Raw genomic sequence first — 14,560 nt, 5'->3', positions numbered from 1 at the left:
GTAAGCTTCACTGTAGATTAATTGCTCTAAGCCGCACTTTGTTTATCTCAGTGTTGATAACAAATCCAATTACGCCTAATACCGTCACTCAGTGACAAGGACCCCAAAATGACCAGCCCAATCCAAGCCGAAGCTTTGAGAAGAGTCGCAGCAGTATTTGATCAACATGTCCCTTTCCATAATCTACTCGGACTCGATATCAAGCGTTATGACATTGATGGCGTCGAAGTCGTGATCAACATGAAGCCTGAGCTGATTGGCAATATCCACCAGCAAATCCTCCACGGCGGTGTGACAGCAACGGTACTCGATGTGGTTGGCGGACTCACGGCCTTTGCAGGACTGGTCGCCAGTCGTGATGATTGGACGGTCGAAGAGCTGCAGCAACGCCTGCAAACCCTAGGGACAATTGATATGCGCGTCGATTATCTGCGGCCGGGACGCGGCCTCACCTTTACGGGCACGGGCAGCGTCATTCGTGCGGGTAATCGAGTTTCAGTATGCCGCATGGAACTACATAATGAGCAAGGCACCCATATCGCTTTTGGAACAGGGACTTATATGGTGGGTTAGGCGGTTAAATTTAGATGTGTATTACTGCCTTAGGGCTCAAAATTGACTAAGGTAAACGTCTTGATCAACAGGATGTTTACTCACTTTAATCGCCCATTCAATCTATTGCGGAGATATTCTGTAACGAAAAGAACACGGCGATACCCTTGAGTCAGCGGTCAGACACACCTACAATCGCCACCTTGTTGTTCTTCGAAGATGTCTCATGCCAAATCTTGAATACCGCAAAGGGATCCTACTTGCCGTCAGTGCTTACTGTATGTGGGGTTTTGCGCCTTTATATTTCAAATTACTCAACCATGTTTCCGCCACCGAAATTTTGCTCCATCGAGTGATTTGGTCATTCGTGTTTATGCTGATCATTATGCAGTTTATCGGCGGTTTTTCTCGCTTACGCTTACTGTTTAAACAGCCTAAACAGTTGATGGTTCTCACCATTACTTCCATATTGATCGCGGGAAACTGGCTACTATTTATCTGGGCGGTAAATAACGATCACATGCTCGATGCCAGCCTAGGTTACTTCATCAATCCTTTACTCAACGTCTTACTCGGTATGTTATTTCTAGGCGAAAGGTTGCGTAAACTGCAATGGTTTGCGGTTTCACTCGCCAGCGCTGGCGTATTGATCCAGTTAATCTCTTTTGGCTCGATTCCCATCGTCTCACTGGCACTCGCGGGCACCTTTGGTTTCTATGCACTGCTGCGAAAAAAGGTCAATGTGGATGCTAAGGCCGGATTATTGGTCGAAACCGCAGTGTTATTACCGGTAGCGCTGATTTATCTCGTCGCAACCTTAGACACAGCGACAGCAAGCATGCTGACAAACGATTGGCAACTGAATCTGATGTTAATGGCGGCTGGGATAGTGACTACCATTCCTTTGCTGTGTTTTGCAGGGGCAGCGGTACGTATTCCATTGTCTATGCTCGGCTTTTTCCAATATATTGGCCCGAGTATTATGTTCATCCTCGCGGTGAGTCTATTCAATGAGCCCTTCGATGCCGAAAAAGGCGTGACCTTCGGATTTATCTGGAGCGCGCTGCTCGTCTTTACCTTAGATATGGCCTATAAACGCAAAACGGCGTAAGCATTATCACACCGATAAACACAGTGGCAGAAGTGATGACATATGATGGTTACTTCTGTAATTGTGCTAAAAACTCACTCCCTTGCGGCACTGTTAGTAATAAACTGTAGCCTTTAGTCGTTGGCACTAACACTAACTGCGATTTATCTGTTATCGCCAAAAATGCCCTGCCTTTCCCCTGCAACTTAAACCAGCCCAATTGAAATCCTGGCATGCCTATACCGTTGGTTTTAAAGCTCGGCGTTAAATCTGCCTCTTGTTGCAAATCGACTATGCGTGCCTCGGCGGGCAATAAATCCACACGGGATAACTGCACTTTATAGAAGGGAACATCCAATGTGAGCTCTGTATCGGTTAACACTAATTCGGCGCTATTAGATTGATAGAAGACCCAAGAAGATCCGCACATCATCACCAACAATATGCCTAGACTCGCCGATTTCGCTATCTTAGGCATATTTTTTAGCCATAACATCAGCAAGATACCCGCTAAACCGAGCAATAAGACGATAAAGCTGAAGATAGAGGTTTGGGTTAAAGGGGCGAGTTCAAAAAATTGAGGACTCATTGGCAGTATCTCCCGTGCAGTGAAGCCTTAATCTGCCAATAAAGACATATTATGTCAATAAAAATGCCAGCGCTAATATGAGTACTAGGCTGGCATTGATTAGATTGAGTTAGAACGGCTTAGAGATCGAGCGCGAGAATTTTTGAGCGGCGTTGATAGTTATACAACTGCTTCTTCTTCTGTGGCAGTGCTTCAACATCTTCAATCACAAAACCATGCTCTAAGAACCAATGAATGCTCCGAGTTGTCAATGCAAACAAGCGTGAATAACCACGGTTTCTGGCCTGATTGATAATGTTCTTCAGCAGTAAGCTCCCTCTGTCGGCATCGCGATAATCGGGATGCACCACTAAACAAGCAAACTCACCCGCATTGTCCTCTTCAAAAGGATAGAGCGCAGCGCAACCAATCACTAAACCGTCGCGCTCAATCAACATGAACTGTTCGATTTCAATCTCAAGCTGCTCACGACTACGACGCACCAGAATGCCTTGCTCCTCCAATGGACGGATAAGGTTCAACACACCGCCAATATCAGCGATCGACGCACAGCGTAAACGCTCAGCACTCTCAGTGACGATTTGTGTGCCTATCCCTTCGCGAGAAAACAGTTCCTGCAACAAGGCGCCATCTTCGAGGTAGCTAACTAAATGACAACGCGGTACGCCATTGCGGCAAGCATCGATACTGGCTTTGAGAAACGCCATAGTACCAACACAAGCTGACCCTTGCTCGGCCAGCTTGTTCATGATGTTTTGCGCATCATTTGGCATCAACTCGGCAATCACATCGCCATTACGATCGAGAATACCGTTCTGTGAGCTAAAGCCGATCATCTTGTCTGCTTTAAGCTTAATTGCCACTTGAGTCGCGATTTCCTCGGCGGTGAGATTAAAGCTTTCACCAGTAACCGAAGCCGCAATCGGCCCCATCAATACGATGCAGTGATTATCTAGCTGACGTTTTAAGCCTTGCACATCAATACGACGCACTTTGCCACTCAGACAAAAATCCACACCATTATCCACACCCAGTGGTTGAGCAATAACAAAGTTGCCGCTCACTAAGTTAATTTGCGCCCCTTGCATCGGCGTATTACTTAAACTCATGGATAAACGCGCTGTGATATCAAATTGCAGTGCACCCGCAACTTGCTTAATCACTTTGAGCGAATCTTCATCCGTGATACGCACACCGTCGTGGTAGGCAGGTGCAATACCGTTGGCGGCTAATGCAGCATCAATCTGCGGCCTAGCGCCATATACCAACACCACTTTGATCCCTAAACTGTGCAGCAGGGCGACATCATTTAAGATGGCGCGGAATTGATTTTGAGCCAAAGCTTCACCGCCAAGCATGACCACAAAAGTTTTACCTCTGTGAGCATTAACATAGGGGGCAGAATGACGAAATCCATCAACCAGTTCAGTGGTACGCACGCGTTATTTACACCTCATTTTTGAGCTGGCAGCGTCACTATGACACACCAGGAATGAATCGCTAACTTTCGCGTATGGTATTGCATTTTAATTCACATATAAAGAATTTATTCTCACTAAAGTGCAGATTTGATGATTTAAAGTGCTTAGAACCGCACTATTTTATATTTTCAGCAAGTGTTCACACTTTTTTAACTTCACAGGGGATGATTCAGCGGCTTAAGTTTGCGAGGCAATTATCTCAACTTGATGACTAGCCACTAAAAAAATGCAAAAAAAAGCCCCTTAAATAAGGGGCTTTTCTCGAAACACTAACCAAGGATTACTTGATTTTGGCTTCTTTGTAGATAACGTGCTGACGAATAACTGGATCAAATTTTTTGATTTCCATTTTTTCAGGCATGTTACGCTTGTTTTTTTCAGTTGTGTAGAAGTGACCAGTCTTAGCTGTAGAAACTAATTTGATCTTCTCACGATTACCTTTAGCTTTAGCCATGATCTATTATACCTTCTCGCCACGGGCACGAAGTTCAGCAACAACAACTTCGATACCTTTTTTGTCGATCAGACGGATACCTTTAGTAGATACACGTAACTGTACGAAACGCTTTTCTTCTTCTAACCAAAAACGGTGGTTTTGTAGGTTAGGTAAAAAACGACGACGGGTCGCGTTTTTTGCATGCGAACGGTTGTTACCAACCATCGGCTTCTTGCCAGTAACTTGGCATACTCTTGACATGTCAATCTTCTCCAAAAACAATTTTAACGCTCGAGCATTAATGTGCCTCGTATGGCCGTCGCCCGAGGCACAAAGAGGGCGCATTTTATACACGATCACAGAGTGAAGATCAAGTGTTAGATTAATTAATCCAGCCTCGTTCTGCAAAAGAAACTATCTCTCGATCACCTACAACCATATGGTCCAACAAGGATACGTCTATGGTTGCTAACGCATTTTTTAATCGCTCAGTTATTCGTCGGTCAGCCTGACTGGGCTCGGCAATACCAGACGGATGATTATGACAAACTATAACTGCTGCGGCCTTTTTCTCCAGCACTAAGCTCACCACTTCACGTGGATACACTGAGGCTGAGTCTATTGTGCCGCGGAATAATTCGACAAATTGAATCACTCTATGCTGGCTATCCAGCAGTAAAACTGCGAACACTTCATAGGAGCGATCGGCCAATTGTCGCATTAAATAGTCCCGAGTTAAATCGGGATTTGTCAAAACCTGACCTCTTTGCAGATTTTCCTGCGCTACACGCCGCGCTAATTCGGCCGCAGCTTGAAGCTGGGCGTATTTTACAGGTCCTACGCCCGGAAGTCGACACACCTGATTTCTTGGGGCACAGAGCAGGTTTCTGAGGCCGCCAAACTCGCTAATAAGCGACCTAGCAAGGTCAACCGCGTTTAATCCGGCTAAACCGTTACGCAGTAATACTGCCAGTAATTCAGCGTCCGACAACTGCGCAGCTCCTTTTTGTAACAGTTTATCTCTGGGACCTTCCCCCTCAGGCCAATCTTTAATGCCCATGCGACCTCCCTGTCATCTCACATATTTTCACTTTACTGAGTATGGACGAGATTTTTTGAACTGGGAGAGTCACTAAAATTCACCGCTTTGTGATATTGTTGCCGGCATTATTTCTATCTCGGATGATGTCTGTGAGTCTGACAAATAAAAACGTCCTGCTGGGCATTGGCGGCGGTATTGCGGCCTATAAAAGTGCTGATTTAGTCCGTCGCTTAAAAGAGCGTGGCTTTGATGTGCGTGTGGTGATGAGCCAAAGTGCGATGGAATTTATCACGCCTCTGACGCTGCAAGCCTTATCTGGACATCCAGTGGCATCTAGCCTGCTCGATCCTGCAGCAGAAGCAGCCATGGGCCACATAGAACTTGCTCGTTGGGCAGATCTCGTCATCATAGCCCCTGCAACCGCAAACCTATTGGCGCGGATTAATGCAGGCATGGCCGATGAGCTAATCACCACCACATGTCTTGCCACTGAGGCGCCAATTGCCCTGTGTCCAGCAATGAATCAGCAGATGTACCGCAATCTGGCTACGCAGGCGAATTTAACTAGCCTAGCATCACGTGGTTTGACACTTTGGGGACCCGCCAGTGGCAGTCAGGCCTGTGGTGAAGTGGGTCCTGGACGCATGCTCGAACCGCTAGAAATTGCCGAGCTAGCCAGTGATTTTTTTGCAACAAAAGAAGTCTCTGCGCAGCCTCTTGCAGGCCAGTCGGTGCTGATTACCGCCGGACCAACCCGTGAAGCAATTGATCCCGTCAGATACATTTCAAATCACAGTTCTGGAAAAATGGGCTTTGCACTCGCCAAAGCCGCGGCAGATATGGGTGCAGCAGTCACCTTAGTCTCAGGCCCAGTAAATCTCAGCACCCCAGAAGGCGTGACACGGATTGATGTTGAATCGGCGCAAAATATGCTCGATGCTGTTATGGATAACGTTGATAAAAAAGATATTTTTATTGGCTGCGCCGCCGTTGCAGACTACCGCACTAGTGATATTGCTACCTGTAAGATCAAAAAATCGACCGAAGAAATGCAACTTGCGCTGGTGAGGAATCCTGATATCTTAGCCACGGTTGCGAGCTTACCTAACCGTCCTTTTGTGGTGGGATTTGCCGCCGAAACCCATGATGTAGAAGCCTATGCGCGCGATAAGCTCAAACGTAAAAACTTGAACATGATCGCCGCAAACGACGTTTCCATTGCTGGCCTAGGCTTTAATGCCGATGCTAATGCCCTGCGTGTTTTCTGGCCGCACGGCAGTCAAGATTTGCCTGCTACTGACAAACTCACGTTGGCACGGCAATTACTTTCGTTGATAGTGAAAGAAAAAACAAATACATGAAAACACCGATTGAATTAAAAATTCTCGACTCCCGTATCGGCTCAGAATTTCCCTTGCCCGCTTACGCCACCGCAGGCAGTGCAGGCATGGATCTTCGCGCCATGATAGACACGGCTTTAACCATAGCACCGGGTGAAACAGTGCTCATTCCCACGGGGATTGCCATTCATGTGGCCGACCCAGGACTTGCAGCGGTGATTTTACCGCGCTCAGGCCTTGGCCATAAACACGGTATCGTACTGGGGAATCTAGTCGGACTCATAGATTCAGATTACCAAGGCCCCTTAATGGTATCTTGTTGGAATCGTGGTGACAGTCCATTCACCTTAGAAATGGGCGATCGTCTCGCGCAACTGGTGTTTGTTCCTGTGGTACAAGCACAATTCAAACTCGTTGATGAGTTCGACAGCTCAGACCGTGGTGAAGGCGGATTTGGCCATTCAGGCACTAAATAATCCCCTAAGTCGTTATTGAGCCAAGGATACTGCAATGGCTGTAAGCCCAAAAATTAATCGTCGTGAACACATTCTGCAATGTCTAGCGCAGATGCTAGAAACCAACCCAGGACAAAGGATCACCACAGCGAAACTGGCCTCAGAAGTCGGTGTATCGGAAGCCGCACTGTATCGCCACTTCCCGAGTAAAGCGCGGATGTTCGAAGGCCTAATCGAATTTATCGAAGAGTCGTTATTGTCGCGCATCAATTTAATCATGGATGACGAAAAAGACACCATGAAGCGCTGCCAGTTGGTACTGCAACTGCTGCTGATCTTTGCCGAGCGTAACCCAGGAATTTCCCGCGTTCTCAACGGTGATGCTCTACTCGGTGAAAATGAACGCCTGCGAAGTCGTATTGGTAACTTATTTGCCAAAATTGAAACCCAGTTAAAGCAAATTTTACGGGAAAAAACCCTACGAGAAGGTAAAGGCTTCAACTTAGACGAAGCCATATTAGCCAATTTACTGTTAGCCTTTGCCGAAGGCCGCATCGCTCAATTTGTACGAAGTGAATTCAAACTCAAACCAACCACACACTTCGATGAACAGTGGCGATTTATCCAACACCAGCTTTTGCAAAGTTAATGATTTACTTAAATAAAGGATGCTATTTAGCGTCCTTTATTTTTATAGCCCGTCCTTGTTTCGCTCTCACTTTTGTTTTATTCTCAAAAATCATTTAAGAAACAAAAATCACAATAATTTTACAGGGATGTCGGATGAAACTCTTTCGATTAGCCACTTTGGCTGCTCTTTGCTTACCTATGCTGCCTATATCTTCGTTTGCTGCCACTACTTCAGCCGCGAATGCATTATCGCAGGCGCAGTTATTTAGCAAAGGCGATGAATATTCCAATGTTAAAATATCTCCAACAGGCAAATACTTAAGTACGATTACCAGTGTCGAGGGTAAAAATGTACTGTTAGTCTTAGACGCTCAGACAAAAAAATTGCTCAATGCGATACGTTTCCCGGGTAACGCACAGGTTGGCACCTATGAATGGGCTAACAGTGAACGCATCGTTTTAGCGAAGGAATACCTAAAAGGCTGGCACGACACCCCCATCTATTACGGAGAATTGATGGCGGTAAATGCCGATGGCTCACGTAAGGCTTACCTATTCGGTTACAATAGTGGCGAACAGCAAACGGGTTCTAATATCAAGAAAAACACCCCTATGCGGGCGAGCGCATTTATCCTCGATCCCCTGCCCGATGATGAACGTTATATGCTGGTTAATGCCATCCCTTGGAATGATAAGGTCAATCTCGATGTTGAGTTAACACAGGATGTTTATCGCGTCGATTTATTTACTGGCACGCGCAAACGCATCACTGGCTCACCCATAGGCCAAGCACGTTTTATGACAGACCATCAGGGTGAAGTTCGCTTCGTTGCCGGTGAAGACAGTAAAAACACCACTAAAGTGTTTTACCGCAAAGATGGCGAATGGGTAAATACCGACAAACTCAATCTGGGCTTAAATGATTTTCATCCCATCTCCTTCGCCGATGATAAAAACACCATTTATGCCGCTGGCCGCCCCCAAGGTGAGACCTTAGGCGTGTACAGAATCAACCTTGAAACTGGCGATAAAACCGAGATTATTCAAGATGAAAAAGTCGATCCGAGTAATTTTTGGATCAATGGCACTAATAAACAACTCTACGCCGTTGAGTTTGAAAATGGCTACCCAAGCTATGCCTTCGTTAATAACGAAGACAGCCATGCCAAGCTGCTGAAGGATTTGCTTGCCGCGCTGCCGGGTCACCAAGTACGGATTGTCAGCGAAACTAGGGATGGCGAGAAGCTCGTGGTCATTGCATTTAACGACCGAAATCCTGGTGACTACTACGTCTTTGATACGAAAAAACTTAAACTCGAGTATCTCGCCGCCACCAGAAAGTGGCTCGATCCCGAGCAAATGGCTGAGGTCAAACCCATCAGTTTTACCAGCCGCGATGGTAAAACGATCCATGGTTACCTTACATTACCCTATGGAAAAGAAGCTAAAAATCTACCGCTAGTGGTCAATCCCCATGGTGGCCCTCATACAGGCCCCAAAAATGGAAGAGACTGGTGGGAATTTAATCCTGAAACCCAAATGATCGCCAACCAAGGTATAGCAGTATTACAAGTTAACTTTCGCGGTTCTGGAGGCTATGCAGCAGATTTTACGATAGCGGGATACCAAAAATGGGGCAGTGATATTCAATTTGATATTATCGATGCGACTCAGTATGTGATTGACCAAGGTTTTGCCGATAAGGAACGGGTTTGTATCGCTGGCGGCAGCTTTGGTGGTTATAGTGCCCTGCAAAGCGCGGTATTAGCGCCAGATATGTTTAAATGTGCCATAGGTATGGCTGGTATCTACGATTTACCACTATGGAAAGATGACAGTGATGTTGCAAACTCAGCATCTGGAAGTAGCTATCAAGCAGATGTGCTTGGAAACAATTTAGAGACACTTAAAGCAATGTCACCAAGCTATAATGTCAACAAACTCAAAGCGAACTTGTTGCTAGTTCATGGTGGAGATGATGAGCGAACCCCAATAACTCAACTCGAATCCCTCGAAAAAGCCCTAAAAGCTCACGATTATCCTTACAAAAAACTGGTGATGGACAATGAAGGCCACGGTTTTTATAACGATGAGCATAGAGCGAAATACTATGAACAAATGCTCAGTTTCCTAAAAACCAATCTGAAACTTTAGAATTGACTCAAACTGGCCGACACTACTAGGCTAAACTCGATTGGCAGTGGCAGATTTAAAGCCGATATCCGATAAGGACTATCGGCTTTTTCATGTGGCCTATACGCGTTTTTCGGTATGAATTGTCTGCAATTCGCGCTATCCTCCTCCCCCTATTCTTGCCATAGCGAGAATAACAATAATTTGTATCTGATGCTGAACAGCCCAAGTACCACTCGATGCTCAGCATAGGTTTTCTGTTATAGCCGCTACGACGTAGTGGAGGATAAGATGGCATTAAGTGAAGCAGCAGTAAAAGTACAAGCCGCGTTATTAGAACGTGGGCTTGAAACCCCAATGCTCCCAAGCGTTTACAGCAGTGAAGAACGTAAAGACAAGATTGAACATCATATGAAAGAAATCCTGACATTAATGTCATTGGATCTGTCAGATGACAGCCTTGCCGATACGCCGCGCCGCATTGCTAAAATGTACGTCGATGAAATCTTCTCCGGCTTAGATTATGCGAACTTCCCTAAGATCACGGTTATCGACAATAAGATGGGCTTCGATGAAATGGTGCGAGTGCAAGACATTAGCCTCACCAGTACCTGCGAACATCATTTAGTGACGATCGATGGCACTGCCACCATAGCTTATCTGCCACGCAAAAAAATCATTGGTTTATCAAAGATTAACCGTATAGTACGTTTCTTCGCTCAACGTCCACAAGTGCAAGAGCGTTTGACTCAGCAAGTGTTAGTCGCGCTGCAAACCTTGCTCGAAACCAAAGACGTTGCCGTTAAAATGGATGCCGTGCATTACTGTGTAAAATCCCGTGGCGTGATGGACTCCACCAGTTCGACCACTACCACAGCGCTGGGCGGCATTTTCAAATCTAACCCCGCGACCCGCGCCGAGTTTTTGCACCAGTCTAAATAAATGTATTGAAACTTAACGCTATTTAAAACGTGTCGAAATCAATAGCAATCAATACAACTCAATAAAAAAACGCTGCGATTCCTTCTAAAGAATCGCAGCGTTTTTTGTTTTTATACCCACTCAATCAAACCCTTCTCAACCTAGCTAAGATCAATGCTGGCTGATTAACTAATTTCACCAAGCCAGCAATAGCTGCTTGCTCAATACAAGCTGCCAAACACTAGACTTAAATGCCGTATTGCTCGCGGTACTGGCTTACAGCGGCAAGTTGTACTTCCATCCCAGGCTTTTCAGACAAATAACTGATTAGGTCGGCTAGTTTAATGATTGCCACTATGCCACAACCAAAATCACGCTCAACCTCTTGAATAGCCGATAACTCGCCCTTGCCTTTCTCTTGTCTGTCTAAAGCAATCAACACGCCCGCTAATTGTGCTTTATGAGCTTCGATGATTTCCATAGACTCACGAATTGCCGTACCGGCAGTGATCACGTCGTCTACCAACATCACGCGGCCTTTCAGCTCGCTACCAACTAAGCTGCCACCTTCGCCGTGATCTTTTTTCTCTTTGCGGTTAAAGCAGTAAGGAATGTCGATATCGTGATGCTCACACAGAGCAACCGCCGTAGTGGTCGCAATTGGAATACCTTTATAAGCTGGGCCAAACAGCAAATCGTAATCAATGCCTGAATCCACTAACGCAGCGGCATAAAAACGGCCTAAACGTGCTAAATCACGGCCAGTATTGAACAAACCCGCATTGAAGAAATAAGGACTGATACGGCCCGATTTAAGGGTGAATTCGCCAAATCGCAACACCTGACGTTCTAAGGCAAATTCAATAAACTCACGTTGATAGGCTTTCACAATATCTCCTTACGGCTTTGTCTTTTATTGGTTTTTATTAGGTAATGTTTTATTGGACAACATTTAATTCGGTACAGGGCTTGTCTAACACTAGCATCTTGCTGCAGATAAAAAGTTGCAGCTAATAAAAAGCCCCGCACTCTATAACATGACGGGGCTTTTTCATCACCACACTATTAGTTCAGTGCGGCTTTCTGCACATCGACGATTTCACGAATACTGTTCTTCGCCAATGCCAACAGTTCGAGTAATTCTTCATGGCTGAATGGCTCGCCTTCGGCGGTGCCTTGAATTTCGATGATCTTGCCCGTTTCCGTCATCACCACGTTCATGTCAGTTTCAGCGGCGCTGTCTTCGATATATTCTAGATCGCTGATCGCTTCACCCTTGTAAATACCGACGCTGACTGCAGCGATAAGGAATTTAAGCGGGTTAGATTTAATGATGCCTTTACCACGCGCCCAGTTCAACGCATCCACTAAGGCCACACAAGCGCCAGTGATAGAGGCAGTGCGCGTGCCACCGTCAGCTTGGATCACATCACAATCGATCACGATAGTGTTTTCGCCTAGGGCTTTCATATCCACACAAGCGCGTAGAGCACGGCCGATAAGACGTTGAATTTCTTGCGTACGCCCAGATTGCTTACCGCGAGCGGCTTCACGATCCATACGGCTATGGGTCGAACGTGGCAACATGCCGTATTCCGCCGTCACCCAGCCTTGACCCTGACCTTTAAGGAAACGTGGCACACCTTCAGTAAAACTGGCGGTACAAAGCACTTTCGTTTCGCCAAATTCCACTAACACAGAACCTTCGGCATGGGCCGTAAACTGGCGAGTAATAGTGATGGGACGAGTTTGTGCTGGCGTTCTGTTACTTGGACGCATGCGAGATTCCTGTATTCTGAGTCATTGACCGATTTTGGCTGCATATTATAAGGGCTTGAGCCTTAGGATGCCATGCTTAGGGTGATTCTCTGGCAAACTCATCTAGGCAAAGTACTCATTAACTTGCGGTCTTATACTGTATGCCTTTAATCCTAAAGCCATTGACTCTATAATCGCCTCTCATTATGACGATTAAACCATTAGGACAACCCATGATCCAAAGCATGACAGCCTACGCTCGCATCGAGCACAAAGCACAATGGGGCACTGCCTCCTGGGAAATTCGCTCAGTCAATCAACGTTATCTCGAAACTTACCTACGTTTACCCGAGCAATTCCGCAGTTTCGAACCCGTACTGCGCGACCGCCTACGTAAACGCTTAAGCCGCGGCAAAGTTGAAGTCAATCTGCGCTACGAACTGGCAGACAACAGCAACAACGAGCTGCAGTTGAATCAAGCGCTAGCAAAACAGCTATTAGGCGCTGCCAATTGGCTCAAGCAAGAAGCGGGACAAGGCGAAGTCAATCTTACCGACATCCTGCGCTGGCCGGGCGTACTAGCGAGCGGTGAACAAGATATGGATGCCATCGGCGCAGATCTGATGACAGCCTTCGATTCAGCCATAGATCAATTCATCGAAGCCCGTGGCCGCGAAGGCGAAGCCATCAAAGACATGTTATTAAGCCGCTTAGATGGAGTCAGCGAGCAAATCGCCGTCGTACGCGAGCACATGCCTACAGTGATGTTGTATCAACGCGAAAAGCTCACCAACCGACTTGCAGAAATTAAAGGTGAACTGGATCCTGCCCGCATCGAGCAAGAAATGGTGCTTCTGGCTCAGAAACAAGATGTGGCCGAAGAAATGGACAGACTCGAAGCCCATGTCGCCGAAGCCCGCCGTATCCTCAAGAAAGGCGGTAGCGAAGGTCGCCGTTTAGATTTTATGATGCAGGAATTTAACCGCGAATCGAACACGCTCGCCTCTAAATCCATCAGCACTGAAATCACCTCAGCCGCAGTGGAACTTAAAGTTCTCATCGAGCAAATGCGCGAGCAGATCCAAAACGTTGAGTAATGATTTTTAACGCGTTTTAGATACCAAAAAGCCCTTAATGTAAGGGCTTTTTGTATTTTATGGCACTGAGGGAATATCAGTTAAAGCACTCACTCTTAGCCAAAAATATCGAGTGCAAAGTGCTGAGCTAGGCTCAGTGAACAAGCCTTTACAGTAACAGGATTTTTTGCAGTTCTTGATGGGAACTCACTTGATAGTGCGGGGTGATACCGGTAGGTACATCATGGCCGTGGACGTTATACCAGCAAGTATGAATACCGGCATTGATACCGCCTTGGATATCTGAATGCGGATTATCACCGACCATAAGCACAGTCTCGCGCTCAGGATGGCCCATGAGTTCGAAGGCGTGCTCGAAGATACCCACATCAGGTTTGGCGATACCGACTTTTTCTGAAATCACTAAAATATCAAAATGATGCTGCAAGCCCGTGCGCTCTAATCGCACGGTTTGTAGCTCAGTAAAACCGTTGGTGATAATGCCTAACTTGGCTTTACCTTGCAGCGCGGCTAATAACTCGCGGGCACCGGGTAACGGCGCACAAATTTCGGCCATTGCTGATAAAAATGCACTATTGAGCGTCATGGCCGTGACAGATAATTTGGCTGCCCAAGGTTCGAAACGTATGGTTTGCAACTCTGCGGCAGTTATCTTGCCATCTTGATAATCAACCCAAAGTGGTTTGTTAACTAACTGATACTCGTCAAAATCGGCTTGGGTAAAATCGACCCCAAACTCACTAAACATCAACTTAAGCCCTTTTAAAGCATCGAAATAAAATAGGGTTTCATCGGCATCGAACAAAATCCATTGGTAAGGCAAGGACATAGGAACTCTCTTTCTGACAAAATAGCTAAGACCCATCCCCATGCCGTTCAGTGGCATCGAGAATGGTACATCGGCGATTGCGGCAATGCTGTGGCTAGCTGCCTAGCAGTAATCAAGATAAGCGATAAACATGAGCGATGAGCCCGAAAATAACGAGGCTTCACAGTCGACACCCGCAATCAGCAAGTGCATTAGTCTACCTTGCAT

At 46.3% G+C, this 14,560-nt stretch carries 16 protein-coding genes; 8 read left to right on the top strand and 8 right to left on the bottom strand.

The genetic code is table 11. The features are described from left to right. The first annotated feature begins 108 nt into the window (after window positions 1–108). Together L5M11_RS14585 and rarD are read left to right on the top strand one after the other, a co-directional pair. Window positions 109–573 (top strand): thioesterase family protein, encoded by a 465-nt coding sequence (locus tag L5M11_RS14585; RefSeq protein ID WP_006079875.1) that lies wholly within the window; start codon window positions 109–111, stop codon window positions 571–573. A gap of 205 nt (window positions 574–778) precedes the next feature. After that, window positions 779–1,663, top strand: a complete 885-nt coding sequence (gene rarD / locus L5M11_RS14580; protein WP_198572571.1) for an EamA family transporter RarD — start codon at window positions 779–781, stop codon at window positions 1,661–1,663. A gap of 49 nt (window positions 1,664–1,712) precedes the next feature. Here rarD and L5M11_RS14575 read toward each other — a convergent pair whose 3' ends face one another. From L5M11_RS14575 to radC, 5 genes are all read right to left on the bottom strand, one after another. After that, on the bottom strand, window positions 1,713–2,231 hold the full coding sequence (locus L5M11_RS14575; RefSeq protein WP_263192586.1) for a PH domain-containing protein: 519 nt from the start codon (window positions 2,229–2,231) through the stop codon (window positions 1,713–1,715). Between the two features lie 119 nt (window positions 2,232–2,350). Further along, window positions 2,351–3,670, bottom strand: a complete 1,320-nt coding sequence (gene argA, locus L5M11_RS14570; RefSeq protein WP_105251176.1) for an amino-acid N-acetyltransferase — start codon at window positions 3,668–3,670, stop codon at window positions 2,351–2,353. A gap of 322 nt (window positions 3,671–3,992) precedes the next feature. Then, complete coding sequence (gene rpmG / locus L5M11_RS14565) at window positions 3,993–4,166, bottom strand: 50S ribosomal protein L33 (protein WP_006079871.1); 174 nt, start codon at window positions 4,164–4,166, stop codon at window positions 3,993–3,995. Between the two features lie 6 nt (window positions 4,167–4,172). Then, window positions 4,173–4,409 (bottom strand): 50S ribosomal protein L28, encoded by a 237-nt coding sequence (gene rpmB / locus L5M11_RS14560; RefSeq protein WP_006079870.1) that lies wholly within the window; start codon window positions 4,407–4,409, stop codon window positions 4,173–4,175. 121 nt (window positions 4,410–4,530) lie between these two features. After that, entirely contained in the window at window positions 4,531–5,208 is a 678-nt protein-coding gene (radC, locus tag L5M11_RS14555; protein ID WP_263185190.1) for a RadC family protein, read from the bottom strand. A 122-nt stretch (window positions 5,209–5,330) separates the two neighbouring features. Here radC and coaBC point away from each other — a divergent pair, with 122 nt between their 5' ends. The 5 genes from coaBC to folE all read left to right on the top strand — a co-directional run bounded on the left by coaBC (window position 5,331) and on the right by folE (window position 10,690). Then, the gene (gene coaBC, locus L5M11_RS14550; RefSeq protein WP_263185244.1) at window positions 5,331–6,551 is read left to right on the top strand and encodes a bifunctional phosphopantothenoylcysteine decarboxylase/phosphopantothenate--cysteine ligase CoaBC; all 1,221 of its coding nucleotides are present in this window, start codon (window positions 5,331–5,333) and stop codon (window positions 6,549–6,551) included. Next, on the top strand, window positions 6,548–7,006 hold the full coding sequence (gene dut / locus L5M11_RS14545; RefSeq protein ID WP_105251173.1) for a dUTP diphosphatase: 459 nt from the start codon (window positions 6,548–6,550) through the stop codon (window positions 7,004–7,006). Before coaBC ends, dut begins: the two co-directional genes overlap by 4 nt. A gap of 34 nt (window positions 7,007–7,040) precedes the next feature. Further along, on the top strand, window positions 7,041–7,634 hold the full coding sequence (gene slmA, locus L5M11_RS14540) for a nucleoid occlusion factor SlmA (RefSeq protein ID WP_113941097.1): 594 nt from the start codon (window positions 7,041–7,043) through the stop codon (window positions 7,632–7,634). A gap of 134 nt (window positions 7,635–7,768) precedes the next feature. Beyond that, complete coding sequence (locus tag L5M11_RS14535; protein WP_263185191.1) at window positions 7,769–9,769, top strand: alpha/beta hydrolase family protein; 2,001 nt, start codon at window positions 7,769–7,771, stop codon at window positions 9,767–9,769. A gap of 270 nt (window positions 9,770–10,039) precedes the next feature. After that, a complete protein-coding gene (folE, locus tag L5M11_RS14530) occupies window positions 10,040–10,690 on the top strand; it encodes a GTP cyclohydrolase I FolE (protein WP_006079864.1) in 651 nt (216 codons plus the stop codon). A 226-nt stretch (window positions 10,691–10,916) separates the two neighbouring features. Here folE and pyrE read toward each other — a convergent pair whose 3' ends face one another. Together pyrE and rph are read right to left on the bottom strand one after the other, a co-directional pair. Beyond that, entirely contained in the window at window positions 10,917–11,558 is a 642-nt protein-coding gene (gene pyrE, locus L5M11_RS14525; RefSeq protein WP_006079863.1) for an orotate phosphoribosyltransferase, read from the bottom strand. Window positions 11,559–11,734: 176 nt separating this feature from the next. Then, window positions 11,735–12,448, bottom strand: coding sequence for a ribonuclease PH (gene rph / locus L5M11_RS14520; protein ID WP_006079862.1), 714 nt, complete (start codon window positions 12,446–12,448; stop codon window positions 11,735–11,737). 212 nt (window positions 12,449–12,660) lie between these two features. Here rph and L5M11_RS14515 point away from each other — a divergent pair, with 212 nt between their 5' ends. After that, window positions 12,661–13,524, top strand: coding sequence for a YicC/YloC family endoribonuclease (locus L5M11_RS14515; RefSeq protein ID WP_263192584.1), 864 nt, complete (start codon window positions 12,661–12,663; stop codon window positions 13,522–13,524). 148 nt (window positions 13,525–13,672) lie between these two features. Here the strand turns inward: L5M11_RS14515 and yjjG are convergent, their stop codons facing one another. Further along, window positions 13,673–14,353, bottom strand: a complete 681-nt coding sequence (yjjG, locus tag L5M11_RS14510; protein WP_263192581.1) for a pyrimidine 5'-nucleotidase — start codon at window positions 14,351–14,353, stop codon at window positions 13,673–13,675. Window positions 14,354–14,560 lie beyond the last annotated feature (207 nt).

Source organism: Shewanella sp. SM87 (genome assembly GCF_025653705.1).
Classification (GTDB): Bacteria; Pseudomonadota; Gammaproteobacteria; order Enterobacterales; family Shewanellaceae; genus Shewanella; species Shewanella oncorhynchi.
Note: the sequence above shows the minus strand (reverse complement) of the source record. Positions and strands in the feature narration are given on the sequence as shown.